Consider the following 23,273-nt stretch of genomic DNA (forward strand, 5'->3'; position numbering starts at 1 on the left):
GCAAGTCAACTGGAAGCGTTTCCAATTTAGATATATTGAGGTGTGTCTACATTGCGGCTAATTCAAAGGCTAAGCAATAATCGCGCTGCTGACGCTTTACTATTGATTGCGACACTCACCAAAGTGAGTTTGAAAAGTATCAACGCTATTTAGAACAAATCAGATATAAAATAAAAGGCCAGCATTTGCTGGCCTTTTCTATTTACTTTTTGCGCTTTTTCTCTTCTTCAACCCACTTGCCTTCAACAAAAGTTGCCTTCCAGCCAGTGGCTTTCCCTTCAACTTCCGTCATAACATACTGAGTTTTCGTTTTGCGAGAATATCTCACGACCGCTAAATTACCATCCCCATCTTTTTCTGGTGCATCAGCTAAATAATAAAACTTAGGAGAAATTCTATCTCTAAATCTCTTCAGCTCAGCAACTTTAGGTGCACGTGTCTCCCTTGATTTAGGGAAAGTATGTGCCGCTAAGAAAATACCAGAAGCGCCATCACGAAGCACAAAATGTGCATCCGACTTCTCACACTCTAGTTCAGGTAATGGAACCGGATCTTCTTTCGGTGGCGCAGGCTCACCATTTTTCAGTAATTTACGCGTGTTTTTACAATCTTCTTTTGTACAACCAAAGTATTTACCAAAACGGCCTGACTTAAGCTGCATATCCGCACCGCACTTGTCACACTCAATGACCGGGCCATCATAGCCTTTAATCTTGAATGTACCTTGCTCTACGACATAACCACCACATGCAGGGTTATTACCACAAACATGGATCTTGCGAGTTTCATCAATTAAATATGAGTCCATCGCTGTTTCGCAGATTGGGCAACGTTTCTTTTGTCTAAGGCTTTCTGTTTCAGCGTCTTCCACATCAGCATCGATTGCTTCATCACCAGAAATCAGATTCATGGTTGTCGTACAGCGCTCTTTGGGCGGCAAGCTATAACCAGTACACCCTAGGAATACCCCTGTAGACGCGGTACGAATACCCATTTTTCTACCACAGGTAGTACAGTCAATATCTGTTTCAACCATCACATTTTGACGCATGCCGCCGTCGGCTTCATCTTGACCAGCTAACTCAAGTTGATTTGAAAAGTCCGCATAAAACTTATCTAATACTTGTGTCCACTCTCGCTCACCCTCAGCGATATCATCAAGGCGACCCTCCATTTTTGCGGTAAAGTCAAAGTTCATTAGATCGTTAAAATTCTCGACTAACCGATCTGTGACAATCTCACCCATTTTTTCTGCAAAGAATCGTCTATTCTCAACACGCACATAGCCGCGCTCTTGAATTGTCGAAATAATAGCAGCGTAAGTCGATGGACGACCGATACCACGCTTTTCTAACTCTTTAACTAAACTTGCTTCGCTGTATCTCGCTGGTGGCTTCGTAAAGTGCTGTTTTGGATCAAGGTTTACAAGGTCAACGCTGTCACCAACAGCCACAGCTGGCAGAGCTTGTTCCTCTTCACTCTTCTTACGAACAGCCGGTTGTACCTTTGTCCAACCATCAAATCTAAGTACACGACCACGCGCTTTTAACGTGTAATCATTGGCACCTAATGTAATGTTGGTTAGATCATATTCCGCAGGTGTCATTTGACAAGCAACAAACTGACGCCAGATTAATTCATATAGCTTTTTAGCGTCGGCATCTACACCTTCAACATGTCCAGACAACACATTAACATCAGAAGGACGAATTGCTTCGTGCGCTTCTTGTGCATTGCCTTTCGCACTGTACTTAATTGGTGTCTTTGGTAAATACTTATCGCCAAAGTTGCCCTGAATATAATCACGACACATTTCAACAGCGTCATTAGACAAGTTTGTTGAGTCAGTACGCATATACGTTATGAAGCCGGCTTCGTACAAGCGCTGAGCCAACATCATGGTTTTCTTTACGCCATAACCTAAACGTGTACTTGCTGCTTGCTGCATTGTTGAAGTAATAAAAGGCGCACTCGGCTTACTTTTACTTGGCTTTTCTTCTACTTTAACAACAGACAGGCTCGCGTTTTCAATTTCTGAAACCGCTTTGAGCGCTTCTTTCTCGTTTACAGGCTTAAATGCTTGGCCTTGGTATTTAGTAACAGCAAATCTTACATCCGTCGCCGCCAACTTAGTATCTGCATGGATATCCCAGAACTCTTCAGGAATAAATGCTTTAATTTCGCGCTCACGCTCAACCAACAAACGAACAGCAACTGACTGTACACGGCCCGCAGATAAGCCTCTTGCAACTTTTTGCCACAGCAATGGTGAAACCATGAAACCAACAACACGGTCTAAGAATCGACGCGCCTGTTGTGCATAAACCATATCAGTATTGAGTTGTCCTGGTGCTTCAAACGCCTGCTGAATAGCATTTTTTGTTATCTCATTGAATACCACACGCTTATACTTTGATGCATCACCACCAATGATCTCTTCAAGGTGCCATGCAATTGCTTCTCCCTCTCTATCCAAATCGGTTGCGAGATAGATATGGTCAGCATCCTGTGCAAGCTTAGTGAGCTCTTGAACAACTTTTTCTTTGCCTGGTAACACTTCATAGTGCGGTTCCCAGCCTTTCTCTGGGTCTATACCCATTCTTGCAACTAAATTAGCGTAGTCCTTTTGTTTGCGATATGCCGCCTTTTCTTCAGGTGACATTTTACGTACTTCAGCCGGAGACTTAGTAGCAACACCTTTAGTTTTGCCCGCACCTGACGTTGGTAGATCACGAACATGACCCACACTGGATTTCACAATGTAGTCTTTTCCCAAATACTTATTAATAGTTTTGGCCTTTGCGGGAGACTCTACGATTACTAGCGATTTGCCCATATTTGCCTATTTTGACTAATTCTGTCTGTTGTGCCCCATTGGGCGTTATTATTTATAGGTATATCCACAAACACCTATTGTTACAAGCTTTTCATTCTAACTTTTATCTGAACAGCGATTTATTAAGCAATATTTGCTGCTATTTTGCTCAATTGCATCTCTGGACTCATTAAAAAGGCGAATATAGCGGATATATGAGGAAATTCAAGCGTTAATAAAAAAGGGCCTTAAAAAAGGCCCTTTTCACTCACAATCTTAACCGTTGTCTTGGATAATTATTGACTTGGTTCTTGTGATAGTTTCTCCATCATCCGATGGACTGGGAATTTCAAACGTGATAGTTAAGTTACCAGTATCTTGGCTATTCGCTGACGTCTCTGGCGTCACTTGAACAACCGCTTTACCGCGATCAAAACCGCCACTAAAGTAAACAGTACTAGATAATTCAATGATATTTACTACGCCGTTGGTTGTAGCGATGTTAATTTCAGTTCCTTCAGGCAATGAGTTGCCATATAAATCTGAAAAGTAAATTTCAACCATGACTGAGTCAGTTTCATTTTCATTATCATTATCAAAGTCGCCGAGCATAATGCCATCAATATCACAGTAATCGGCATTTTCAGTGTCCTCTAGCCCAAATAAACCTTCCTTAGGGAAAGTCACAATGTCTGAATCTAGATCTCCAGGATCAATTCTACCGACATCGTTGCTACAGGTTCCACCGTTAATATGAGATTTATTAACGACAAAACGCGTATAAACCACATCGCTTGACGCAACAATTTCAAATTGTTTCCTAATATCGACTAAATCCTTACTGCACTGTCCAGCTTCTTCTGCAGCCTGACCACACAGTAAACCATTGTATATGCCCGTTGTAGGATCATCTGGGAGCCCATCGTACACGCCATTATTGTTGGCATCTAAATAAAATTCGTTGTGCCCACCGTTACTGAGTGTTGGCTCACAAGGATCTGTAGCTGGGTCGTCATTATTTGCTACACAGTCAACCGCATCAAATTGGTTATTACCATTAAAGTCAGCAAACGCTTCTGGTAAATCATCATTCAGCGGCTGAAACTCACCAATATCAAATAGGCCATTCTTGCGTTGTATCGTATCTGTAGACGGCTTATCGTGGAAATTTTCCTGCCCTTTTGCTGTCGCAAGTATCGTCACACGGGCACCGCGCACCACTGTTCTAGTTACACCACCGTCGGTCACCGTCTCTGGATAGTCTCCTATACATGGCACAGGGGCACCTTTATAAGTGTCACATACATCACCGATTCGGTTAAGCCATTTAGGGTCCGTAAATGGCAATTCACCTTGAGAGCGCCATTGTACTTGGCAACGCCCTTTATCCGCAAAGCATTGATAAGATTCATCACCACCTGAACCGTCAATATTGCCGATAACCCCTGCTTCAGCTTGCACATTCGCAACTAGGTCATCTTTAGATAGTTGATTAAACTGATCGCCAAAGAAAACGCTAATATTTGCCGTGACACCTATATAGTTTTGAGTATTAAGAATAAACTTCTCCGGCGCTGCATCAAAACTATCTTGGTCAGGCACACCCGACGATAATATAACACCAGAAGAAACCGCATTGACTTGATCTCCAGCTGGGATAAGCGTAAACCCGTTAGATAAGTTATCTGGTAGCTCACAAAACTCTAAGCTAGGATTGGCTGTACATTGGTCAATCTTCGACTGCCAGCAGGTAGGAAATTGCAGGTTTTGCGCTGCGGCTTCGATAGCATCATCTGGCAGGTAACACGCTTCAACAACCAGCCCACCAGGGACCACACCGCCTTCGATTAAGGTCTTTGCTTCACCATTGCTATCGGTGTTGCCTTTATACGTATTTAAAGTCGCTTCCCCAGTCAAATCTGCAAATCTAAATTCAATTTGCTTTTGACGCAACGGGTTATCGTCAGTATCAATCAACTGGAATGTAATCGTAGATGTTACCGGTACACCGCCTGTTGCAGGTGGTAGGCCGATAAAGCGGTTACTTGCACTTATAAACTTCAATGACTGCACTGGCGCGGTATTAACGAAGAATGCATAACTGGCTGGATCAGCAGCTGAGATACTCGCTGTGATTGTATCATTACCATTACAACCACTTGCTCTGTACGTTGAAGTTGCTACACCTGCTTGCGAACGAACTGGACTGTCAATAGTAGCTAATGTGCCGGCTGGCTGTTGGCTTGCACAAATTGACGAAAAGCCAATATCAACAGGTTGTTGATAAAGTTCAGTCAATGCTTCATCCGTATAAACTTGCGCCGTAATAATGAAACTGTCACCTGAATCTAATTCAGGCAGAGGTTGCTCAGACGTTGGTGAAGATGGTAATTCTGCTGTCAGCTGCAAATACAATTCTTGTATACCCACAGAGAAGTTCTCCGTAGCTGTTTCATTATCAAAACTCACACTAATTGTCCCAGCACCGTCACTGTCACCGGGCTGCAATTTCAGTAATGCAATTCCATTGACATCTGTAAGTACTTTACCTGAACTAGGCAACACCTGCCCTTTATCAGTGGTGATTTCAATGATTTGATTGTCAACGTCTTCTGCATCATCTGTTACAGGTGTTATACGGATAAATAACTCAGGGATCACACTGGAATCTACACTTGTCACAATAGTACAACCGCCAGTAATGGGATCTATCGGGTTATTGATATCATTTCGAACCGAATCCCAATCGTCGTTACAACCTGTCAGCAACTGAATATCAAAACTGTAATTGCCATCTATCGTTTCAGCATCACCTTTAGAGTGGAACAAGGCATTGTTCGTTCTAAGTCCTTCATACTCGGCAAAGACTTCACCGACACCCGCAACACGTGTTGTCAATAAATTAACCTGAGCCCTACCTTCACTATCAGTCTCTGCACGTCCACTTTCCGGATCCATAGTTGCAACGTCATCTACCGTGAACGTAACCAATGACTTGGTCACCGGTTGCCCATCTTCAGTCAACCGTGCTGTGACTACGCCTATTTGGTCTTTACTAATCACATTATCTTGTGAAATTGCCTGGCCGTTACTACCTATGATTGACTCAATAACCAATAGTAAGCCGCCATCGCCTTGACTATTAAAGTTGAAACTGCGCGATACATTCACGCCACTGCTTGAGGTAAACGTGGCAGTTACTCTGCCCGCCCCTTGTACCGAGTTGTCTTTTAACTTAATAACAGCAACGCCAGATGAATTTGTTAAAACAGAGCCAGATTGAGGGTCTAAAGTACCAAATTCATTGACTGAAAATTGGATGAGCTGATTTTCAAACGCAGAACCGTTTTGTAATAGAGTCGCACTTAGCGTCAATTCAGAGTCACCTGATAGCTCGTTAGATTCAATGCCCGAGGCGTTACGTGCAACAATTGATAACTCGAACTCAGAGTCGCTGAAGTCAGGATCCCCCTCTGAATAGTAGATATACTGCTCAGTTACAGTCTCCGAGGTAACAGGATCTGTATAAGTCGCAGACAGTTGACCTATACCAGTCTCTTTATTAGCAACAAGCTCTAACGATGCTTGCCCATTGGATTGGGTCACGGCTTGCCCATCTGAAGGTACCGTTACTGCTTTTCCACCAGCGGAAACGTTGACAATTGCACCGCTCACCAAAGTGCCATTATTAGAAAGCGTAACTTCAATCATTCCTCGAGTCGTGCCGTTAAGCGGATTTTGTTGACTTATCGGGTTTTTATCAGTGGTTTGGTCGTTAACCGTCAACGTCATTTGCAGTCCACCGTCACCGGCGCTGATAAAATTAAACGCCTTCGTGATAACGACATTATCTTCTGTCGTATAAGTTGCAGTGACAACCCCCGCACCATCAACATTGTTTTCACTTAAAACCACCGCAGCAAAGCCGTCCGTACCAGTTTCCAAAACACTGCTCGATAACAAGCCTTTATCATTAACCGTGAAATTGATGTTTTGACCAGATACAGGTGAGCCGTTGAGCGTCAATAAAGCACGGACTGTAAGTGGATTCGAAAATGACAACTGATTTGAAGTTGCACCGCTTGCGGTTTCACCAGTAAGTGCAATTTCATACTTTTCTATACCGAAAAATTCATCACCATTAGAATGATAATTTACAGTACGAGTCACCGTTTCTGACTCAGTCGCATAAGTTACAGTCAGTGTATCAACGCCAGACAACGTATTAGGCACAAGTGTCAAAATCGCTTGCCCCTGTTGATTAGTCGCCACTTTGCCATCTGAAGGAATTGTTACCGCTTTAGTGCCTCCATTTACAGTCACTATCACATCGGACAAAGGCTGGCCGTTATCTTCAAGCAAGATTGTTACAGAACCATTTTTTCCTGTACCAAGCCTGTTTTGATCAGAGATAAGCGCACCGGTTGAATCTGCAATAGATACACTCAGCTGTAAACCGCCATCCCCTTCACTTTCAAAGCTAAATGCAGAAGACACATCTTCAACATCGCCAGGCGCATCAAAGGATACATTTAATATCCCTACACCAGATTCATTGTTATCAATTAAGTTGAATGTCACAGAACCGTTACTGTCAGTCTTCAATACGTTTGTCACAGTGCCGATAAGTGCTTTATCAACACTAAACGTGAGTGGCTCATCAGCTACAGGCTTACCATTAAGTGTCAACGTGGCACGAATTGCGATTGGTGTATTAAGCGATAGCTCACTGGTTTCTTGGCCTTGCGCGTCTAATCCCACAACAGACAAATCATAAACTTGACGATTGAAGAACTCATAACCTTCAGACGCAAAATTTAAGGCTGTTGACGCATCTTCATAAGTGACAGAAATAGTCCCCGCACCGACTTGCTGCGTGGCATTCACTTGCACACTGGCTTGACCATTGGCATTCGTGACGATTTTACCATTACTGGATGTGCTTATCAGTTCGTCAAATGTGAAGGTTAATAACTGGTTAGATAGAGCGACACCATTATTTGTCAAAGTCGCCATTACTGTTGCCGCATCTTCTCCGGCCAGTTTGTTTTCAGTATTGATTTCATTACCACTGGCATCTTTGAACTCAAGTGCAATTTGAATGCCCCCATCGCCCATCGCTGCGTATTCGATACTTTGAGTAAGAGTTTGACTATTCACATCAAAAGATGCAGTTATGGCACCCGCCCCTTGGTTACTGTTTGCAACAATACCAACAATAGCAATACCTTCACTATTGGTTAAAACTGATGACGAGCCATTAAATTCAGAGAATTCATCCCCAACAAATTTGACTAACCTATCAGCTTGCGCTTGACCATCTTTAGTTACTTTGGCCTGAACTTGAATCGGATTTGAAACACTTAGCTCGGAAGAACCACTTGGAGAGTTAAGACTTAATGCCAGTGCATAATCGTCTGTATCAGTACCGCCGTCACCAGAGGAGCTTTTCTCAATTGAGCCACCTCCGCCACAGGCTGTTAGAAGGAATATCATAAATATGGTGCTAAACCAACGCATTGAAAACATCCGCAGTTCTCCCTCGCACAATTTAAAATTAGAGTTATTTGCACAATGTTAACTCAAAACCAGACAAAACATCACAATTTTTTCGTAGTAGAAGACAATTTTTTTTGTTCATTTTGAGCCATCCTGTTAGGCTATAACCATTTTAACAACAAGAAGTTTTAGGGCGTCTCCAAAACAATGACTGATAATAATAAATTTAGCCTCACAACCCGTATCATGATAGCCATGATCGCGGGTATTGGTGTCGGTATAATTCTGCAGCAAATCCTTGCAGGTGAACCGGAGTTTCTAATCCCATTAGGGTTTGCAGAATTTCCTGTCAGAGGCTTTTTCGTCGATGGGATATTCCACGTTGGCGGACAGATTTTTATAGCAAGTTTAAAGATGCTTGTAGTGCCTTTGGTATTTATATCACTGGTATGCGGAACGTGTAGTCTCAGCGATCCAAAAAAATTAGGCCGTTTAGGTGGAAAATCAATTCTGCTTTATCTAACGACCACAGCAATTGCCATCACAGTTGCAATATCATTAGCACTGCTTGTCAGCCCTGGGGCAGGTATTGATATGCCAACGACAAGCAGCTTTGATGCTAAAGAAGCTCCTACGCTTGCCCAAGTCATTATTGGGATGTTCCCAACCAACCCAATTGACGCGATGGCAAGTGGCAATATGTTGCAAGTCATTGTGTTTGCACTATTATTTGGTATTGCCATGGCCTTAAGTGGTGAGCCTGGTAAACGTGTTGCAGCCATCTTTGATGACTTAAACACGGTTATTCTTAAGCTGGTTACTTTACTCATGAACTTAGCACCGTACGGTGTATTTTGTTTAATGGCTAAGCTATTTACCGATATTCAAATGGGTTTAATTGTCGAGCTAGGTAAGTACTTCTTAGTGGTTGTTGCGGCACTGTTTTTCCATGCACTTGTAAATTACACTGTTCTACTTAAAACCTTAACTGGTCTAAACCCTCTCATTTTCTTGACAAAAATGAAGGATGCTTGCATGTTTGCGTTCAGCACTTCGAGTTCAAGTGCAACTATGCCTGTCACATTAGAAACAGCAACGAAGAAACTCGGGGCGAATAATACAGTTGCTTCTTTCACCGTTCCTCTCGGAGCAACTATTAATATGGATGGCACTGCGATTATGCAAGGTGTGGCAACTGTATTTATTGCGCAGGTATTCGCGGTGGACTTAACTTTAAGTGACTACCTCATGGTTATTTTAACTGCTACATTAGCATCTGTTGGCACCGCAGGTGTCCCTGGTGTTGGGTTGATCATGCTGGCTATGGTATTAAACCAAGTTGGCCTACCTGTTGAAGGTATTGCGATCATCATGGGCGTAGATAGATTATTAGATATGACCCGTACCGCTGTGAATGTCACCGGTGACTGTATGGTAACTTGTGTAGTAGCCAAGTCTGAAGGTGAATTAGACCACACTGTGTTTAACGACCCAGATGCAGCTAAAGAGCTTGAGGAAAGTTTAAGTACAACCAAGTCTTAATTCTAAAACTTGCAGAGTAGCTTATTTTTGGAGCCACTCTGCATTATCTTTTCTATTTAAAAGCTTGACCAATTCACATCTTCATGCAAAATATTCAGCCACAAATCCTCTACTTAAGTTACAATCGAGTCATTCGCCACAACTGGATTGTAAAATATGACTTCAAATAAAAAAAACGTTGCTTTTGTTGGCCTTGGTGTAATGGGGTTCCCAATGGCTGGGCACTTAGCAAATCAAGGATATAACGTCACCGTCTATAACCGTACTACGAGCAAAGCACAAGCTTGGTTAGACACATACTCAGGTCAACTTGCAACTACACCGGCACTTGCCGCTATCAACGCAGATATTGTATTTGTGTGTGTAGGCAATGACGATGACCTACGAGAAGTCACTTCAGGTGCAGACGGTGTCCTAAAATCGATGAAAGACAATACAATTTTAGTTGACCACACCACAGCATCTGCAGATGTTGCCCGAGAACTTTTTGCAGCTTGTAAAGCTCAAAATATTGGCTTTATTGATGCTCCTGTCTCTGGTGGAGAAGCTGGCGCAGTTAATGGCCAGCTCACCATTATGTGTGGTGGCAACACAGAAACATACGAGCAGGTAGAGCCTGTTATGGCTGCATACGCACGCTTTTCAAAGCTGCTCGGAGAGGTGGGGTCTGGTCAAATTGCAAAAATGATGAATCAGATTTGTATAGCAGGTGTTGTTCAAGGCCTCGCAGAAGCACTTCAATTTGGTCAAAATGCCAATATCGATTGCGAAGCGGTCGTAGAAGTCATTTCAAAAGGGGCAGCAGGTAGCTGGCAAATGGAAAACCGTCATAAAAGTATGTTAGACGACCATTACGAGCATGGCTTTGCAGTCGACTGGATGCGCAAAGACTTGGCTATTGCGCTAGATGAAGCGAAAAAGAACGGCTCTACTCTACCCCTCACAGCATTAGTTGATCAATTCTATGCCGATGTACAAAAGATGGGAGGAAACCGCTGGGATACCTCGAGTTTGCTCAAACGCCTAGTTTAACCAGTCTCTGTGCCACGCTCGTGGCACTTATTACCCTATACCAAAACTCATACCTACCTAAAATTGTGTACTTTCCGTTAATTTTAAACTGACTTGACATAAAATTGACCAAAATCACTGCTATGCTTTAAGAATGGAGGGGATTTCACCTCAAAAGCAGTCAGTGGGCTTTACAAAAACGCCACATGAAGAAGATTAATAAAACTATTTATATGCACGGAACCTTGCAGCATGGAAAATATTTACAGATACAGTGTTAAATTACTTACAGGCGAAACGCTTTCTTTAAAGTCGTTAAAAGACCAGCCAGTTATTTTGGTGAACATCGCTAGCAAATGCAGTTTTACACCTCAGCTCACCGCCCTCGAGAAAATGTATCGTAAATATAATAAAAAAGGGTTAGAGATAATCGCATTCCCCTGTAATCAGTTTGGTAAAAATGAGCCGCTAGAAAACGAAATGCTAAAAGAGTTTTACCAATCACACTTTAACTTAAGCTTTAAAATTGCTGAAAAAACCCTAGTAAATGGACCTGATGCCCACCCTTTATTTAATTATCTTAAGTCACATACTCGTGGCATTGCACAAAATCGTGCGATAAAGTGGAATTACACCAAGTTTTTAATTGGTACGGATGGTGAACTGCTATCTCGCTATGCGCCTCGTACTAAACCAGAGTCTTTAAAGCAGATCATCGAGGGTCAGTTGCAAGATGAAAGTAGCACTCTTCAGTTCGCAAAAGTATGAACAGCCATTTTTTTCAAACGCTATATCCAAGTTCAGTGGCATAGAAATAGCGTATATTGAAAATAGTTTAAATAGAGATACGGTATTTTTGGCATCAGGCTATGACGCTGTGTGCGTCTTTGTGAATGATGATCTCAATGCCTGTGTATTAGGTGACTTAGCAGAGCTAGGGGTTAAGTTTGTCGCGTTAAGGTGTGCAGGTTATAACAATATTGATATTGAATCGGCACACGCTCTGGGGATTCAAGTAGTCAGAGTCCCTTCATATAGCCCTGAAGCGGTTGCCGAGCATTGTATGGCACTTATTCTAACATTATCCAGAAAAACGCATAAGGCCTACAACCGTGTAAGAGAGGAAAACTTTGACCTCAATGGTTTGCTGGGGTTCAATATCCATAACAAAACGGTTGGCCTAATTGGATGCGGAAAAATAGGCCAAGCACTTGTTTCTATATTAAATGGGTTCGGGGCGCACCCCCTTGTATATGACCCAAATATTGGGGAAGGCTCTTATACACAGGTTTCTTTGGAGATGCTGCTAGCACAAAGCGACATTATTTCCTTGCACTGCCCTTTGACTGAATCGACACACCATTTAATCGATGAAGCAGCCTTCAATAGCATGAAACCTGGTGTTATGTTGATCAACACCAGTCGAGGTGCGTTAATCAATACACAAGCTTGCATTAACGCACTTAAAGCAAGAAAAATTGGTTATTTAGGCCTTGATGTGTACGAGCAAGAATCAGAGCTTTTCTTCAAAGACCGCAGTGAAGAAATCATTCAGGATGATACGTTTGTGAGACTTAGTGGTTTTCCTAATGTGTTGATTACAGGTCACCAAGGCTTCTTTACTCAAGAAGCGCTAACCGAAATTGCTATGACAACAGTCAAAAATTTATACGCACTAAAACATAAAACTCACACACCCAATATTGTGTGAATCAAGCCATAAAAAAGCGCAGCATGGCTGCGCTTTTTTCTTCAACTTAATTTATTTGTTCACCACAACATTGACAAACACTGCCGTCATTAAGACAGGACAGACAAAACGAAGGTATTGCGCAAACCAATATTGAAGCCCTGTTGCATTTTCGATCAGTTTGTTACCACGTTTCCACATCCAGCCAACTGTCACAAAATAGAACAAGCCCATAAGGGGTAGCTGGTAACGAGTAAATACCGAAATGACTAAACCAAACAACCAGTCAAAATTCATAATGATGAGGCTAGAGCAAAGTAAAATAACCAAGGTAACCACCCAAGTTGCGCGCTTTCTATCCATACCATGGTTTTCAACTAAAAATGAAACGGGAATTTCTGTCGACGAAATTGTCGAGGTCAGAGAGGCAATTGACATTAATACGAAAAATGTTAATCCAACCCAAATGCCAATTTGTCCCATGCTAGAAAATAGTTCAGGTAAAATTGCAAAAATGAGTCGCCCTTCTCCAGCGAGTTTGCCATCTTGAAAAACTTCTACGCCATTTTGCTGTGCCACAAAAATAGCTGGGATAATCAATAAGCCTGCTAAAAATGCCACACCGGTGTCTAGCATAGCCACGCTAAAAGTTAGTTTTGGTAGATTTTCATTGGGTTTCAAATATGAGCCGTAAATCATCATACAGCCGACACCAAGCGATAAAGAGAAAAACGCTTGGCCCATTGCCGCGATGATTAAGTCAGGGTCAGTGATTTTACTAAAATCAGGAACTAAGTATGCTTTAAAGCCTTCTTCAGCGCCTTCTAGGGTCGCCATGTATGCAATCAAGCAACATAACAATAACAGTAACAAAGGCATTAAACGACGTGACCACGTCTCAATGCCCGATTTCACACCTTTTAGAATAATAGCCGCAGTTAATAACAGCATTAAAGGCGTAAATATAAAGTTTCTATGGGTAGAATCACCAGTTAAAAATTGGCTCGCTTCGTCAAAGCCTAACATAGATGTGACTGGCTCAATAGAATGTGCGAGCATCCACCCAGCTACAATAGAATAAAAACTCAGCATCACAATCGCGCCAGCTAAACCAACATAGCCAGCTGCAGCGCCGACACTTGGTTGTTTCTCTTGCCATGCTTGTTTTAGTGCTTTCACAGGATTTGCTTGCGCTTGATGACCGAGATAAAGCTCGGTATATAGAGCTGGCAACGCCAACAAAAAGATGACAATAAAATATGCGAGTAAGAATGCACCACCACCATGATTGGCAGCTTGCGTAGGGAAGCCCCAAATATTACCTAAACCAACAGCAGCACCTGCCGCCGCTAGAACAAAGCCAAGTCGGCTTTGAAAACCATCACGTACCTGAGCCATAATTGAACACAAATATAATTATTGTTGTGGCCAGCGATTATACCTTTTTAGACGAAGAATGCGAGCACTACAACCCTGATACAGGAACTCCTAAAGCTAATTGATGACTTAAAAACAATAGTTAAAAGCTCGAACCAGGCTGCTGCAAAAATTCCAGCTCTTCATCTGTTGAAACGCGACCAAGAATATTGTTTCTGTGTGGGTAGCGTCCAAATCTATCAATGATCCGTTTATGTGCCAATTCAAACTCATAACCTGGCAGATCTCTAAACAACACTTCTGCTTGTCGATGGATCACAGCACTTTCACTATGCATAAAGGGCATATACAAAAAACCTACTTCAGTATCATTGAGTGCTTTATCAAACCCTTTGTCTATAGCCTGCTGTGAAAGACTCAAAGCTAACGCATCACTAGCAAAAGCTTGCGGCGTATCACGATACATATTTCTAGGGAATTGGTCTAACACGATTATTTCGCACAAAGAACCAACAGGAGTTTCACGCCACTTTTCTAGCTCACCGTTGTAAGCCATTTTATGGAGTATAGAAAATTGACTTTTTACTTTCTGATCAAATGCCGAAGATTTTTGCCACCAATCTTGCTCGGAGCATGTAACAAACCAAAACTCGTAAATATCTTGATACTGCATAAGTAACCCTTAGTGTAAATATTCTCCACTTACTTAAGCTTGTCACTTTACGCTTTTTATTGCAACTTTATCATTAATATTTGTTATAAAGTTATTTCATTACTACGAGACATGAAGAGAACATATCGAATATGATGATGCTCTCCCCATAAAAATATATTTAAGCCACTTCTAGTAACTTTTGATGGATTGCTTTTACAACCGAATCTGAATGTGACTGCTCGACTAGAAAACATAAATTGTGACGACTTGCTCCGTGACAAATCAAACGAATATCAAACTCAGACAATACGTCAACCAAACAATCATCCCCACCCTTAAGCTGAATTTCAGAACCAATCATGGCGACGAGCGTTAGGTTATTTTCAACTGACACATGACAAAACTCGCCCAATTCATCAAGGCATGCCTGTTCAAGCTCAGGTCGTGATGCATTAGGTGCATTGTCCAAAGTAAGGGCAACACTGATTTCAGACGTGGTCACAAGGTCAACGGAGATATTATAGTTACTGAGTATGGTAAAGATTCTCGCTAAAAAACCACTTGCAAGCAGCATTTCAGGGCTCTTCAACGTCAGTAATATTTGATTTTTACGCTGTGTAACGGCTCGGATACCAGATTGCGACTGCGTTTCTTTTTCGATCCAAGTTCCACCCTGATCAGGGGCTTTACTAGAACCAACAAAGACCGAAATACCTTTACGGCTTGCGGGCAAAATAGTTGCTGGGTGCAATACCTTTGCCCCAAAAGTAGCCATTTCGGCAGCTTCGTCAAAACTCAGCCTCGCTATCGGTTTTGCTTTATCGCATAGCCTAGGATCGGTGCTAAAGATACCAACTACATCTGTCCAAATATGCACACTTTGTGCATTAATTGCTTCAGCAATCAGTGCAGCACTGTAATCAGAACCACCGCGACCAAGCGTAGTCGTTTGGCCATATTTATCACTACCAATAAATCCTTGGGTCACAACAACATGATTTTCAAGTAGTGGCTGTAAATGCTCTAAAGCCGCCGTTTCTGTCGACCTAATGTCTGGTGTTGCTTTAGAAAAATTACCATCCGTTTTTAATACTTTACGAACGTCAAAACGCACCGAGCTCACACCCAAATTACGCAACACTTGAGTGAAAATAAACGATGAAAATCGCTCCCCAAAACTTAATACCTCATCGCACTGCTGGGCATTTAACGCAGGCAATGATGCTATCTCTCTAAACTCATCATTTGTATCATCAAACCCAGACTGCAAATCATCATCGAGTTTCACATGGTCCAATATACGTTGCTGAATTTGCATCACAGCCTCAACCAAAGCTTGTCGCTGAGTTTCATTTGCTTTTTGTTGCACCAGCTCAACTAAGTGATTAGTGACGCCTGCACTAGCACTCACTACGACTACTCGAACATTTGGGTCATCATTTATGATTTGCGCGCAACGATGCATCGCTGTGAAGTCGGCAACACTGGTACCACCAAACTTAGCAACTACATACTGGGAATTCATTTTATCTCCTTGTGACAACATTGGTGCTGTCAAAAAATAAGGAGAACTCATTGGCAAGAGGATATAGGAATACATTGAAAAACCACTGCCAGAAGCTCTCCACCAATAATCGGTGACAGTTCCAGGGATTCAACCCCGTAAACCGAAAAGTCATTGTGACGACCAATCACTTTCCTCGGCGAATACTTCCCTCACTTGCTGTCGTTGGATGTCGTGTCCTCAAACAAGCTACCTAAGCATCGCACCTCTTCTGTCTATTTTGCGTGTTCTAAGCTGAACAATAGCAAAATAAAAGCCTGCTACTGGAGCAGGCTTTTAAAAACTATCTTTTAGACGTCTAGGTGTCAAGCAATTTTGTACCTAGACATTAAAAAATTTACTTAAATAAGCTGTCCCATATAAAATGAACCTGCATAACCAATGGTGTAAGCTACGAGTAAATATAACACCATTTTTAAATAGCTCATAAAAGTCAGTGCCTTGACTTTACTCATAGCGATGATCCCTGCTGCCGAGCCAATAATGAGCATCGAACCACCGACTCCCGTTGCATACGTAAACGTTAGCCATTGTTGAGGTGTCATTTCTATCTGCGCTTTAAGTAAGGCGGCTGTAAGTGGCACATTATCCACCGCTGCACTCAACAACCCAACTAAGTAATTCGCGTATTCTGGCGCCAAAAATTGATACAATTCAGTAAACATGTTCAATACGCCCACTTCCTTGAGCGCGCCTACGAGTAAAAGTACACCAACAAAAAACAGTAACGTGTCGTATTCTATCTCTCGTATGTAATCGATAATTTTCTTATTGACGTCTTTTTTACGCATCAGAAACTGTGCGACTAAAAACATAAAAGACAAACCAAACAAAAATGTCAGCATCGGCGGCACTTGATATTGCACACTTAAAAATAATGTAGCGAGCACAGTCGACATGAAAATAACGGCAATTGTAATATCTGTTTTTTCAATTCTTCTGACTTCCTGCCTTGCAAAGTGAAGTTGTTCATTCATACCAATTGATAACATCGCAGCCAATGCAAATACACTCACAATCGCAGGCAATACCAATAACAGCAAATCAGGAATTGTAACTTTACCAGCCAAAAATATCATTAAGGTCGTTACATCACCGGTGATCAAAGAGACGCCGCCAGAATTTACGCTAAATATAATTAATGTGGCATACTTAACAAGCTTTTTAGCATCCAATTTCAACGACATGACAACCGCTAGCGAAATTAAAGTCGCTGTAATATTGTCTGAAATCGAAGAAAACACAAACGCAAATGCACCGACAAGAAACATTAACTTTCTCTCGCTGATTTGCTCAGGCATGATCCGATGTACAATATTTTGAATAAAACCTTTGGAGTTTAAATAAGCCACAAAGGTCATTGCAGCCATTAAAAAAAGCCATAAGGTCGCGATTTCTAAAATGTTGTGATCGAGCTGATGTTGTATAGTTTCTGAGCTTTCACCATGAATTGGAGATATAAAAGCGATAATCCAACATAAAGTGCCAAAAAAAAGCGTCGTTTTGGCCTTGTTTACATGGATAATATCCTCTATAACGATAAGCACAAAAGCTAGCGCTATTAGGGTTAGGATTATGGAAGTGACCATACGCGTAAACAACCTGTAATAAAATGTAATTTTTGTAAAGGGTGATGTAAATCGCCGCGGAGTCTAACACTATGGGCAAGTGACTGCTATCGCTAATTACACTTTATGACAAATTAGTGAACTAGTGATGTCACAAAAATGATACAAACTGGAAAGTTATGATCCCAGCTAAAAAAGTTCTTAATACATTAAATGAACATTGGAGTGTTTTAGAGCTGTTATTTAAACGCTTTAAAATGGCCGATTTCAGTATAAAAGATGTACAAAACTTAATAAAATTAAAAAACCCAAATTGGTCCAGTGAACGGGTTTATAAAGAGACCAATAGATTATTAAATCAGGAAATTATTATTCCATTAGCCAAGTCTTCTCAACTTGAGATCAATCGTGCAGTCGCTGATTTTGCAAGCTTTCTACTACAAGAAGAACACTTAGGTTTGGCTGAAGAAATCACTGTACTAGTGAAAGATTTGCAACGCTTGGGCGAGCGCCTTTCTCAAGCAGGCAATGAAGGTGACCACAGTGAGTTGAGACGATTCAGTCGCATAATGGACGAGCGCGTCAGAAAAATTGTAAAGCTTTATCAACACAACGAAAGCGCAATCCTCAACTTGGTTGAGCAAGCAAAGTCTGATCATAGTAATTTATCACTCAAACGACGTTATCAAGCTGTCATTGAGGCCTTTGACGAATACATTGAGCCAATGCTTGAAATGGTCGACATTCACGGCCCTTTTCAAGCGTGCTTTAGCCAAATTGAATTACAGATAAGTGAGCAGATAAGCCAAATTGAACAGCTTGGACGTGGTGCACACGACAAACGTATGTTAGAGCAATTAAGAACGCGTATTTTAGATATGCATCTAATCGGTCGAGAAAGCTTAGGTAAGAGTGCAGATATGCTCATGCCGCTGCGTGAAGAACTTAGACGCAATACCTTAATCACACGTCAAGCGGCCAAAGTCTTGGGGCTTATTCGTAAAAATGGTGTTGACCGTATGCTAAGTCCCGTGCAACCCGACTTTGTATCTGATATACAGCGCTTTAACCTTGGCCAAAAACGCCACATGGTTGCTTACATGGCAAGCTTGGCAGAATTTGAACATGAAGAATACCAATTGCCTGATCACGACGATGTACCCGCATACCAAAGCCCTAACATCCCAGATTATCAAGATGTTAGAAGATCATTTGCCAGTACTGGTAAAAAGCGCACCGCTCTACTTAGCTTCTTAAGTGATAGTTACCCGAAGCTTGAAGCTGATGAAATGCTGTTTTTATACCAAAAGCTTATTAGCGACCCTGACCTCTCGGTCACGCAATCTGAATCTCAAGAATCAATGCAGTTGGCAAATACCAAAATTAAATTGTATCCATTTAGCGCTTCAGAGCACACTGAATCTGATGCTGAAAAAGTAAAGCAATAAGTACAACATCATGACACAAATTAATCTAGACGACTTATCCCAGTTGCAAGCTATCAATAAAAAGCTTGCTGGTGGTTACCACATTAGTGAACAAGACACGACGCTCTGGCAAGAGCTTGATCAACACATTGAAGCTTATCAGGCGCTGTTTGCTGCACTTGGTCATGACCTTCAGCATGATGCTCGCGGCTTTTATTATCTTGCCAGTGACGAAAGCACACCTAACATGGGTAAAATCAGCCGCGCCATCGCACTAACGGTGTTTATCCTTATAGAGCATTACGCAAACCAAGGTAAAGATCCTTTGCGTGCGTTGTTTGATGAGCAAATCGATTTAGAACTAATGCAAACTCTCGTCCAACTTAACAAACACCTATTTGATCAGTTAGAGATCTTCTCAGGATCAGATCTAAGAAAAGATGTCTTTTTAAGAATGTTGCGATTAGGGCTTTGCAAAGAAACCGAGCGTGGTTTTGTATTGTTAGCACCAATTTACAGATATATTGACGCCCTAATGGAAGTCAATGAAGATAATTTTGAAGTGCTAGAGGAAGAAGTATGAACGAATTATATGGACTAAGCAAACTGGCACTTTTAAACACAGCAGGCTATGCCAAGTGTGTTATCCCACTTGATAAAAGTGCTTCAATCTGTGCGCCAAACAACACGGGTAAAAGCTCAGTTATCAACGCGCTACAATTCCCGCTCGTCAATGACTTACGTTTGACTGAATGGGATGGCCACGATTTAGAAGAAACCAGGAAATTCTACTTCTCTAGTGATCAATCTTATATTTTACTCGAAGCAAATCTGCCTCACGGTGATGTCGTGATCGGCGTTGCTGGCCTTGGTAAAATCGCAGGATATGCGCATCAGTTCTTTTGCTACAACGGTAAGTTGAATCTTGATGACTTTACAGAAGGTAAGAGCATCATCAAATACACCAAGTTATTTAACCACCTTGGTGAAAAAGGTTTTAAACCAATTGAACTCAAAGCCGCTGAATTAAATGCATTATTAACCGGTGGCGCGACACCATATGACGGTGACATTAACCTTAAAATGATCCCACTTAACAATGTGCAAGATGCCGCGATCTACAAAGAGATCTTTCGACGCATCCTCAACCTGCACAAACTTGGTGCTCATGATGTTAAACGCTTTATGTTACGTGTTTTTGAACGTCATATGTCAAATTCAAAAGTCGACTTTTATGAAGTATGGCGACGTGCATTTGACAAGGTTAACCGCTCTAAACGTGAATTGAATGCTCTGGAGTCAATGCAAGAGCCTATTGCAGCACTTGAGCAAATGATCGAGAGCGAAGCAACCATTAAAGGTAAGCTTGCTGCCTATGCGCCTAAGATTGACCAAGCCATTATCTCATTTGATGAATATCAAACGACACGGATTGATGAGCTCAACGAGCAACTTGAAAACATCGAACAAGAAAAGCGTGATTTTGAGCAAAAACAGCAGCTTTTTGTTCAGCAATCTCGTGACATCGAGCGTAAGCAAACGCAGATTGAGCAATGGTTTACAGACTACCAAGCCCTTAAATCTGAGTTTGAGCTGACCAATCATGCTACTTTGAAAACCAACCTCACACTATTGAAAAAAGAGTATGAGCAACTGTCGTTTTCAATTAACAGCGCGCAGGGTCAAAGTTTACACACGCTAGACTACCGTATTGGCGAAACTCAAAAGCAAATCAAGAGCTTAAAGCTTCAACTTAAAAACTTAGAATTTAACTTATTCACGCGTATGCGTGAGGATCTTTCTCTAAAAGAAGTTGAAGAGATCTCACGAATTTTAAATCCAGATCTGCTGTCTTTTGCCACGACTTCGCAGGGTGAAGTCACTATTGACGATGAAGATGCATTTGCAGACTTCTTAGCGCTCTTATCAAACGCTGTAAAAGGTGGCGAGCTTAAATTACCGGGTGTCAGCATTAAGCTGAAAAAACTCGCCCCTGTGCAAATGCAAAGTGGAGAAAACAAGGCACAGCTGCAAGCTCAGCTTGAAGCCCTACAACGCTCACTTACAGAGCTTATGCAACAAAGAGAAGTTGCAGCAAACGTCGCCGACAAGCAGCAGGAACGCGATGCGCTGTATCAAGAGCTGATGGCAACAGAAGAAGCATTAAAGCGCTTCGAGCAGTTCCAAACAATGCAGCAATCAGCTGAAGCACAGCTCGCCCTTAAAGATCAATTAACGGCTGAGCGTGAGCAAGTTGATGACTATTTGCAAGATGTACAGCGCAATGCTGGATCTATTTCAGATCGTCGCTCGATCATCAAGAGCAAACAAGATCTTATTCTGAGACAAAGCGATCGTTTAAAGCAAGTTAAGTCTGAACGTATCGACCATACATTGGCGATTTATGAAGGTAAGCAAACCCCTTACCCTATCGATGTTAAAATTGATTATGATAACCTTTCAGAAATTGTGCATCAGTTTAATAAAGATTGCCAAGAGCTGAGAAACCTCGATGTGAATGTCCGCAACACCTATTTGCACATATACAATGCGGGCATCACAAAGTTTGATAACGAAACCGATGAGTCAACAAAATACGCTAAATTGATCAGCGCCTATCATAATATTGATAACGAGCGTGATGCGGTAGAGCGTCAAGCGCGTGTTGCACTTACTGAGGTTGCGGCAACCATTAAAGGTTTGAGAGAAGATTTAGATCGCTTACGCCGCGAAATGAACAGCTTTAACCGTGGGATTAGCCAACATCGTATTTCTAATTTAAAAGCGTTTAAGATAAATGTTATTCCTCGCAAAATGCTAGTTGACAGTATTGATACCATCATCAGTACCTCTGAAGTCTACGAGCAAGGGGAAAGCTTTGATTTACTCAGTGAAGCAAAAGCCGATGAAAATGCGGTTAACGAAGCAAAAGATCATATTATCAAGCTGGCGAGTGAAAAAGCAGGCCTGACGCTAACAGATTTATTCGACATCCGCTTTGAGGTAGTCAATCGCGCTGGTGAAACCGAGCACTTTGATAAAATAGACTCTGCGGGTTCAAACGGTACGCGTATCACCATTAAACTACTGTGTGGTATGTTGTTTATTCGCTACCTGCTCTCTGATCAAGAGCAAGCGTTGTATCGTATACCTATTTATATTGATGAAGCAGCAGATATCGACCCGCAAAACCAAAAAGCAATTATAGAAACCGCATTAAGCTTTGGATTTGTGCCGATTTTTGCTTCAGTTAAGCCACAGATCAGTTGTGATTACCTGGTGCCAATTCGCAGTGTGAATAAAGGCAGCCAAAACTGGGTAGACGAAAAAGACTGGATTGAAGTGGAACATTCGTAGCTAAAAATGGTCTTAATAACTGGATCTTAAAGTATATTTGCAACTTTGCTTATCAACTTTGGTCCAGTTAGTATTTCAAGGCCGGAGGCCTTAATTAAGGAGTAAAAAATGACTCGTAACCTGCTTGTAGCGCTAAGTTTAATTGTATTAAGTGCTTGTTCTAACACGCCAGATTGGGACTATGACAAATCTGTCGAGTTCGCCAATTACAAAACCTTTTCATGGTCTCCCGATACTGCCAATTTTGATAAAGGTGCGGACAATTATCAAATCAGTGAGCTGATGGAAAAGCGTGTTCGCAATGCAATTATTACAGAGATGGCACAGCATGGCATCACCCTAGTTGAAGGTACTAAAGCAGATGTAATGGTAAACTTCCACGCAGCGGTAGATACGAAATTAGACGTCGATACATTTAATACCAGCTACTCAGCTCGTTGGAACTATTGGGGTCTAGGTTGGCATACACAAACGCAAGCGCGCGAATATGAAGTCGGTACTCTAGTGATTGACATCATCGACAGTGCATCAAATCAACTAGTTTGGCGTGGCGCAAAAGAAGGTCGCTTACGCAAAAAGCAATCACCGGAAAAACGCACTGAATCGGTTAACAATACCGTCAAAGAGATTCTGGCCAACTTTCCACCAAAGGTCGAGCACTAAATATTAAAAAAGGCAGCAACACGCTGCTTTTTTAACTTACCCACACTGAATTAAATGTTCATACTTGCAAGGCAAGCTCAATTAGGTAAAATTCGGCGGTTTCCG

The 23,273-nt window shown here is 41.8% G+C and carries 14 protein-coding genes and 1 riboswitch; of the genes, 8 read left to right on the plus strand and 6 right to left on the minus strand.

All coding sequences use genetic code 11. The annotated features are described in order from the left end of the window. Positions 1-202: 202 nt before the first annotated feature. A complete protein-coding gene (topA, locus tag S4054249_RS11455; protein ID WP_046355048.1) occupies positions 203-2,836 on the minus strand; it encodes a type I DNA topoisomerase in 2,634 nt (877 codons plus the stop codon). 255 nt (positions 2,837-3,091) lie between these two features. Then, on the minus strand, positions 3,092-8,344 hold the full coding sequence (locus S4054249_RS11460) for an Ig-like domain-containing protein (RefSeq protein ID WP_046355047.1): 5,253 nt from the start codon (positions 8,342-8,344) through the stop codon (positions 3,092-3,094). A gap of 177 nt (positions 8,345-8,521) precedes the next feature. Between S4054249_RS11460 and S4054249_RS11465 the strand changes: the two genes are divergently transcribed. From S4054249_RS11465 to S4054249_RS11480, 4 genes are all read left to right on the plus strand, one after another. Next, positions 8,522-9,856, plus strand: coding sequence for a dicarboxylate/amino acid:cation symporter (locus S4054249_RS11465; RefSeq protein WP_046355046.1), 1,335 nt, complete (start codon positions 8,522-8,524; stop codon positions 9,854-9,856). Positions 9,857-10,012: 156 nt separating this feature from the next. Then, positions 10,013-10,888, plus strand: a complete 876-nt coding sequence (locus S4054249_RS11470) for an NAD(P)-dependent oxidoreductase (protein WP_046355045.1) — start codon at positions 10,013-10,015, stop codon at positions 10,886-10,888. Positions 10,889-11,119: 231 nt separating this feature from the next. Continuing rightward, entirely contained in the window at positions 11,120-11,635 is a 516-nt protein-coding gene (locus tag S4054249_RS11475) for a glutathione peroxidase (RefSeq protein WP_046355044.1), read from the plus strand. Then, on the plus strand, positions 11,601-12,578 hold the full coding sequence (locus tag S4054249_RS11480) for a 2-hydroxyacid dehydrogenase (RefSeq protein WP_046355043.1): 978 nt from the start codon (positions 11,601-11,603) through the stop codon (positions 12,576-12,578). The genes S4054249_RS11475 and S4054249_RS11480 overlap by 35 nt, the downstream gene beginning before the upstream one ends. Before the next feature lie 51 nt (positions 12,579-12,629). Here the strand turns inward: S4054249_RS11480 and S4054249_RS11485 are convergent, their stop codons facing one another. The 4 genes from S4054249_RS11485 to nhaD form a co-directional block, all read right to left on the minus strand. Continuing rightward, positions 12,630-13,955 carry a sodium-dependent transporter gene (locus S4054249_RS11485; RefSeq protein ID WP_046355042.1) on the minus strand — a complete coding sequence of 442 codons (1,326 nt, stop codon included), beginning with the start codon at positions 13,953-13,955 and terminating at the stop codon, positions 12,630-12,632. A gap of 121 nt (positions 13,956-14,076) precedes the next feature. Next, entirely contained in the window at positions 14,077-14,607 is a 531-nt protein-coding gene (locus S4054249_RS11490; protein ID WP_046355041.1) for a DUF924 family protein, read from the minus strand. 160 nt (positions 14,608-14,767) lie between these two features. Beyond that, positions 14,768-16,114, minus strand: coding sequence for a lysine-sensitive aspartokinase 3 (gene lysC, locus S4054249_RS11495; RefSeq protein ID WP_046355040.1), 1,347 nt, complete (start codon positions 16,112-16,114; stop codon positions 14,768-14,770). Between the two features lie 84 nt (positions 16,115-16,198). Further along, a riboswitch (Lysine riboswitch) is annotated at positions 16,199-16,372 on the minus strand. A gap of 122 nt (positions 16,373-16,494) precedes the next feature. Beyond that, positions 16,495-17,742 (minus strand): sodium:proton antiporter NhaD, encoded by a 1,248-nt coding sequence (gene nhaD, locus S4054249_RS11500; RefSeq protein WP_046355039.1) that lies wholly within the window; start codon positions 17,740-17,742, stop codon positions 16,495-16,497. 158 nt (positions 17,743-17,900) lie between these two features. Between nhaD and S4054249_RS11505 the strand changes: the two genes are divergently transcribed. The 4 genes from S4054249_RS11505 (at position 17,901) to S4054249_RS11520 (ending at position 23,168) form a co-directional block, all read left to right on the plus strand. Beyond that, positions 17,901-19,169 carry a hypothetical protein gene (locus S4054249_RS11505; RefSeq protein ID WP_046355038.1) on the plus strand — a complete coding sequence of 423 codons (1,269 nt, stop codon included), beginning with the start codon at positions 17,901-17,903 and terminating at the stop codon, positions 19,167-19,169. A gap of 10 nt (positions 19,170-19,179) precedes the next feature. Continuing rightward, entirely contained in the window at positions 19,180-19,731 is a 552-nt protein-coding gene (locus S4054249_RS11510; protein WP_046355037.1) for a condensin complex protein MksE, read from the plus strand. Next, entirely contained in the window at positions 19,728-22,505 is a 2,778-nt protein-coding gene (locus S4054249_RS11515) for a hypothetical protein (protein ID WP_046355036.1), read from the plus strand. The genes S4054249_RS11510 and S4054249_RS11515 overlap by 4 nt, the downstream gene beginning before the upstream one ends. A 108-nt stretch (positions 22,506-22,613) precedes the next feature. Then, on the plus strand, positions 22,614-23,168 hold the full coding sequence (locus S4054249_RS11520) for a DUF4136 domain-containing protein (RefSeq protein WP_046355035.1): 555 nt from the start codon (positions 22,614-22,616) through the stop codon (positions 23,166-23,168). Positions 23,169-23,273 lie beyond the last annotated feature (105 nt).

It is taken from the genome of Pseudoalteromonas luteoviolacea (genome assembly GCF_001750165.1).
In the GTDB taxonomy this organism is placed as follows: Bacteria; Pseudomonadota; Gammaproteobacteria; order Enterobacterales; family Alteromonadaceae; genus Pseudoalteromonas; species Pseudoalteromonas luteoviolacea_G.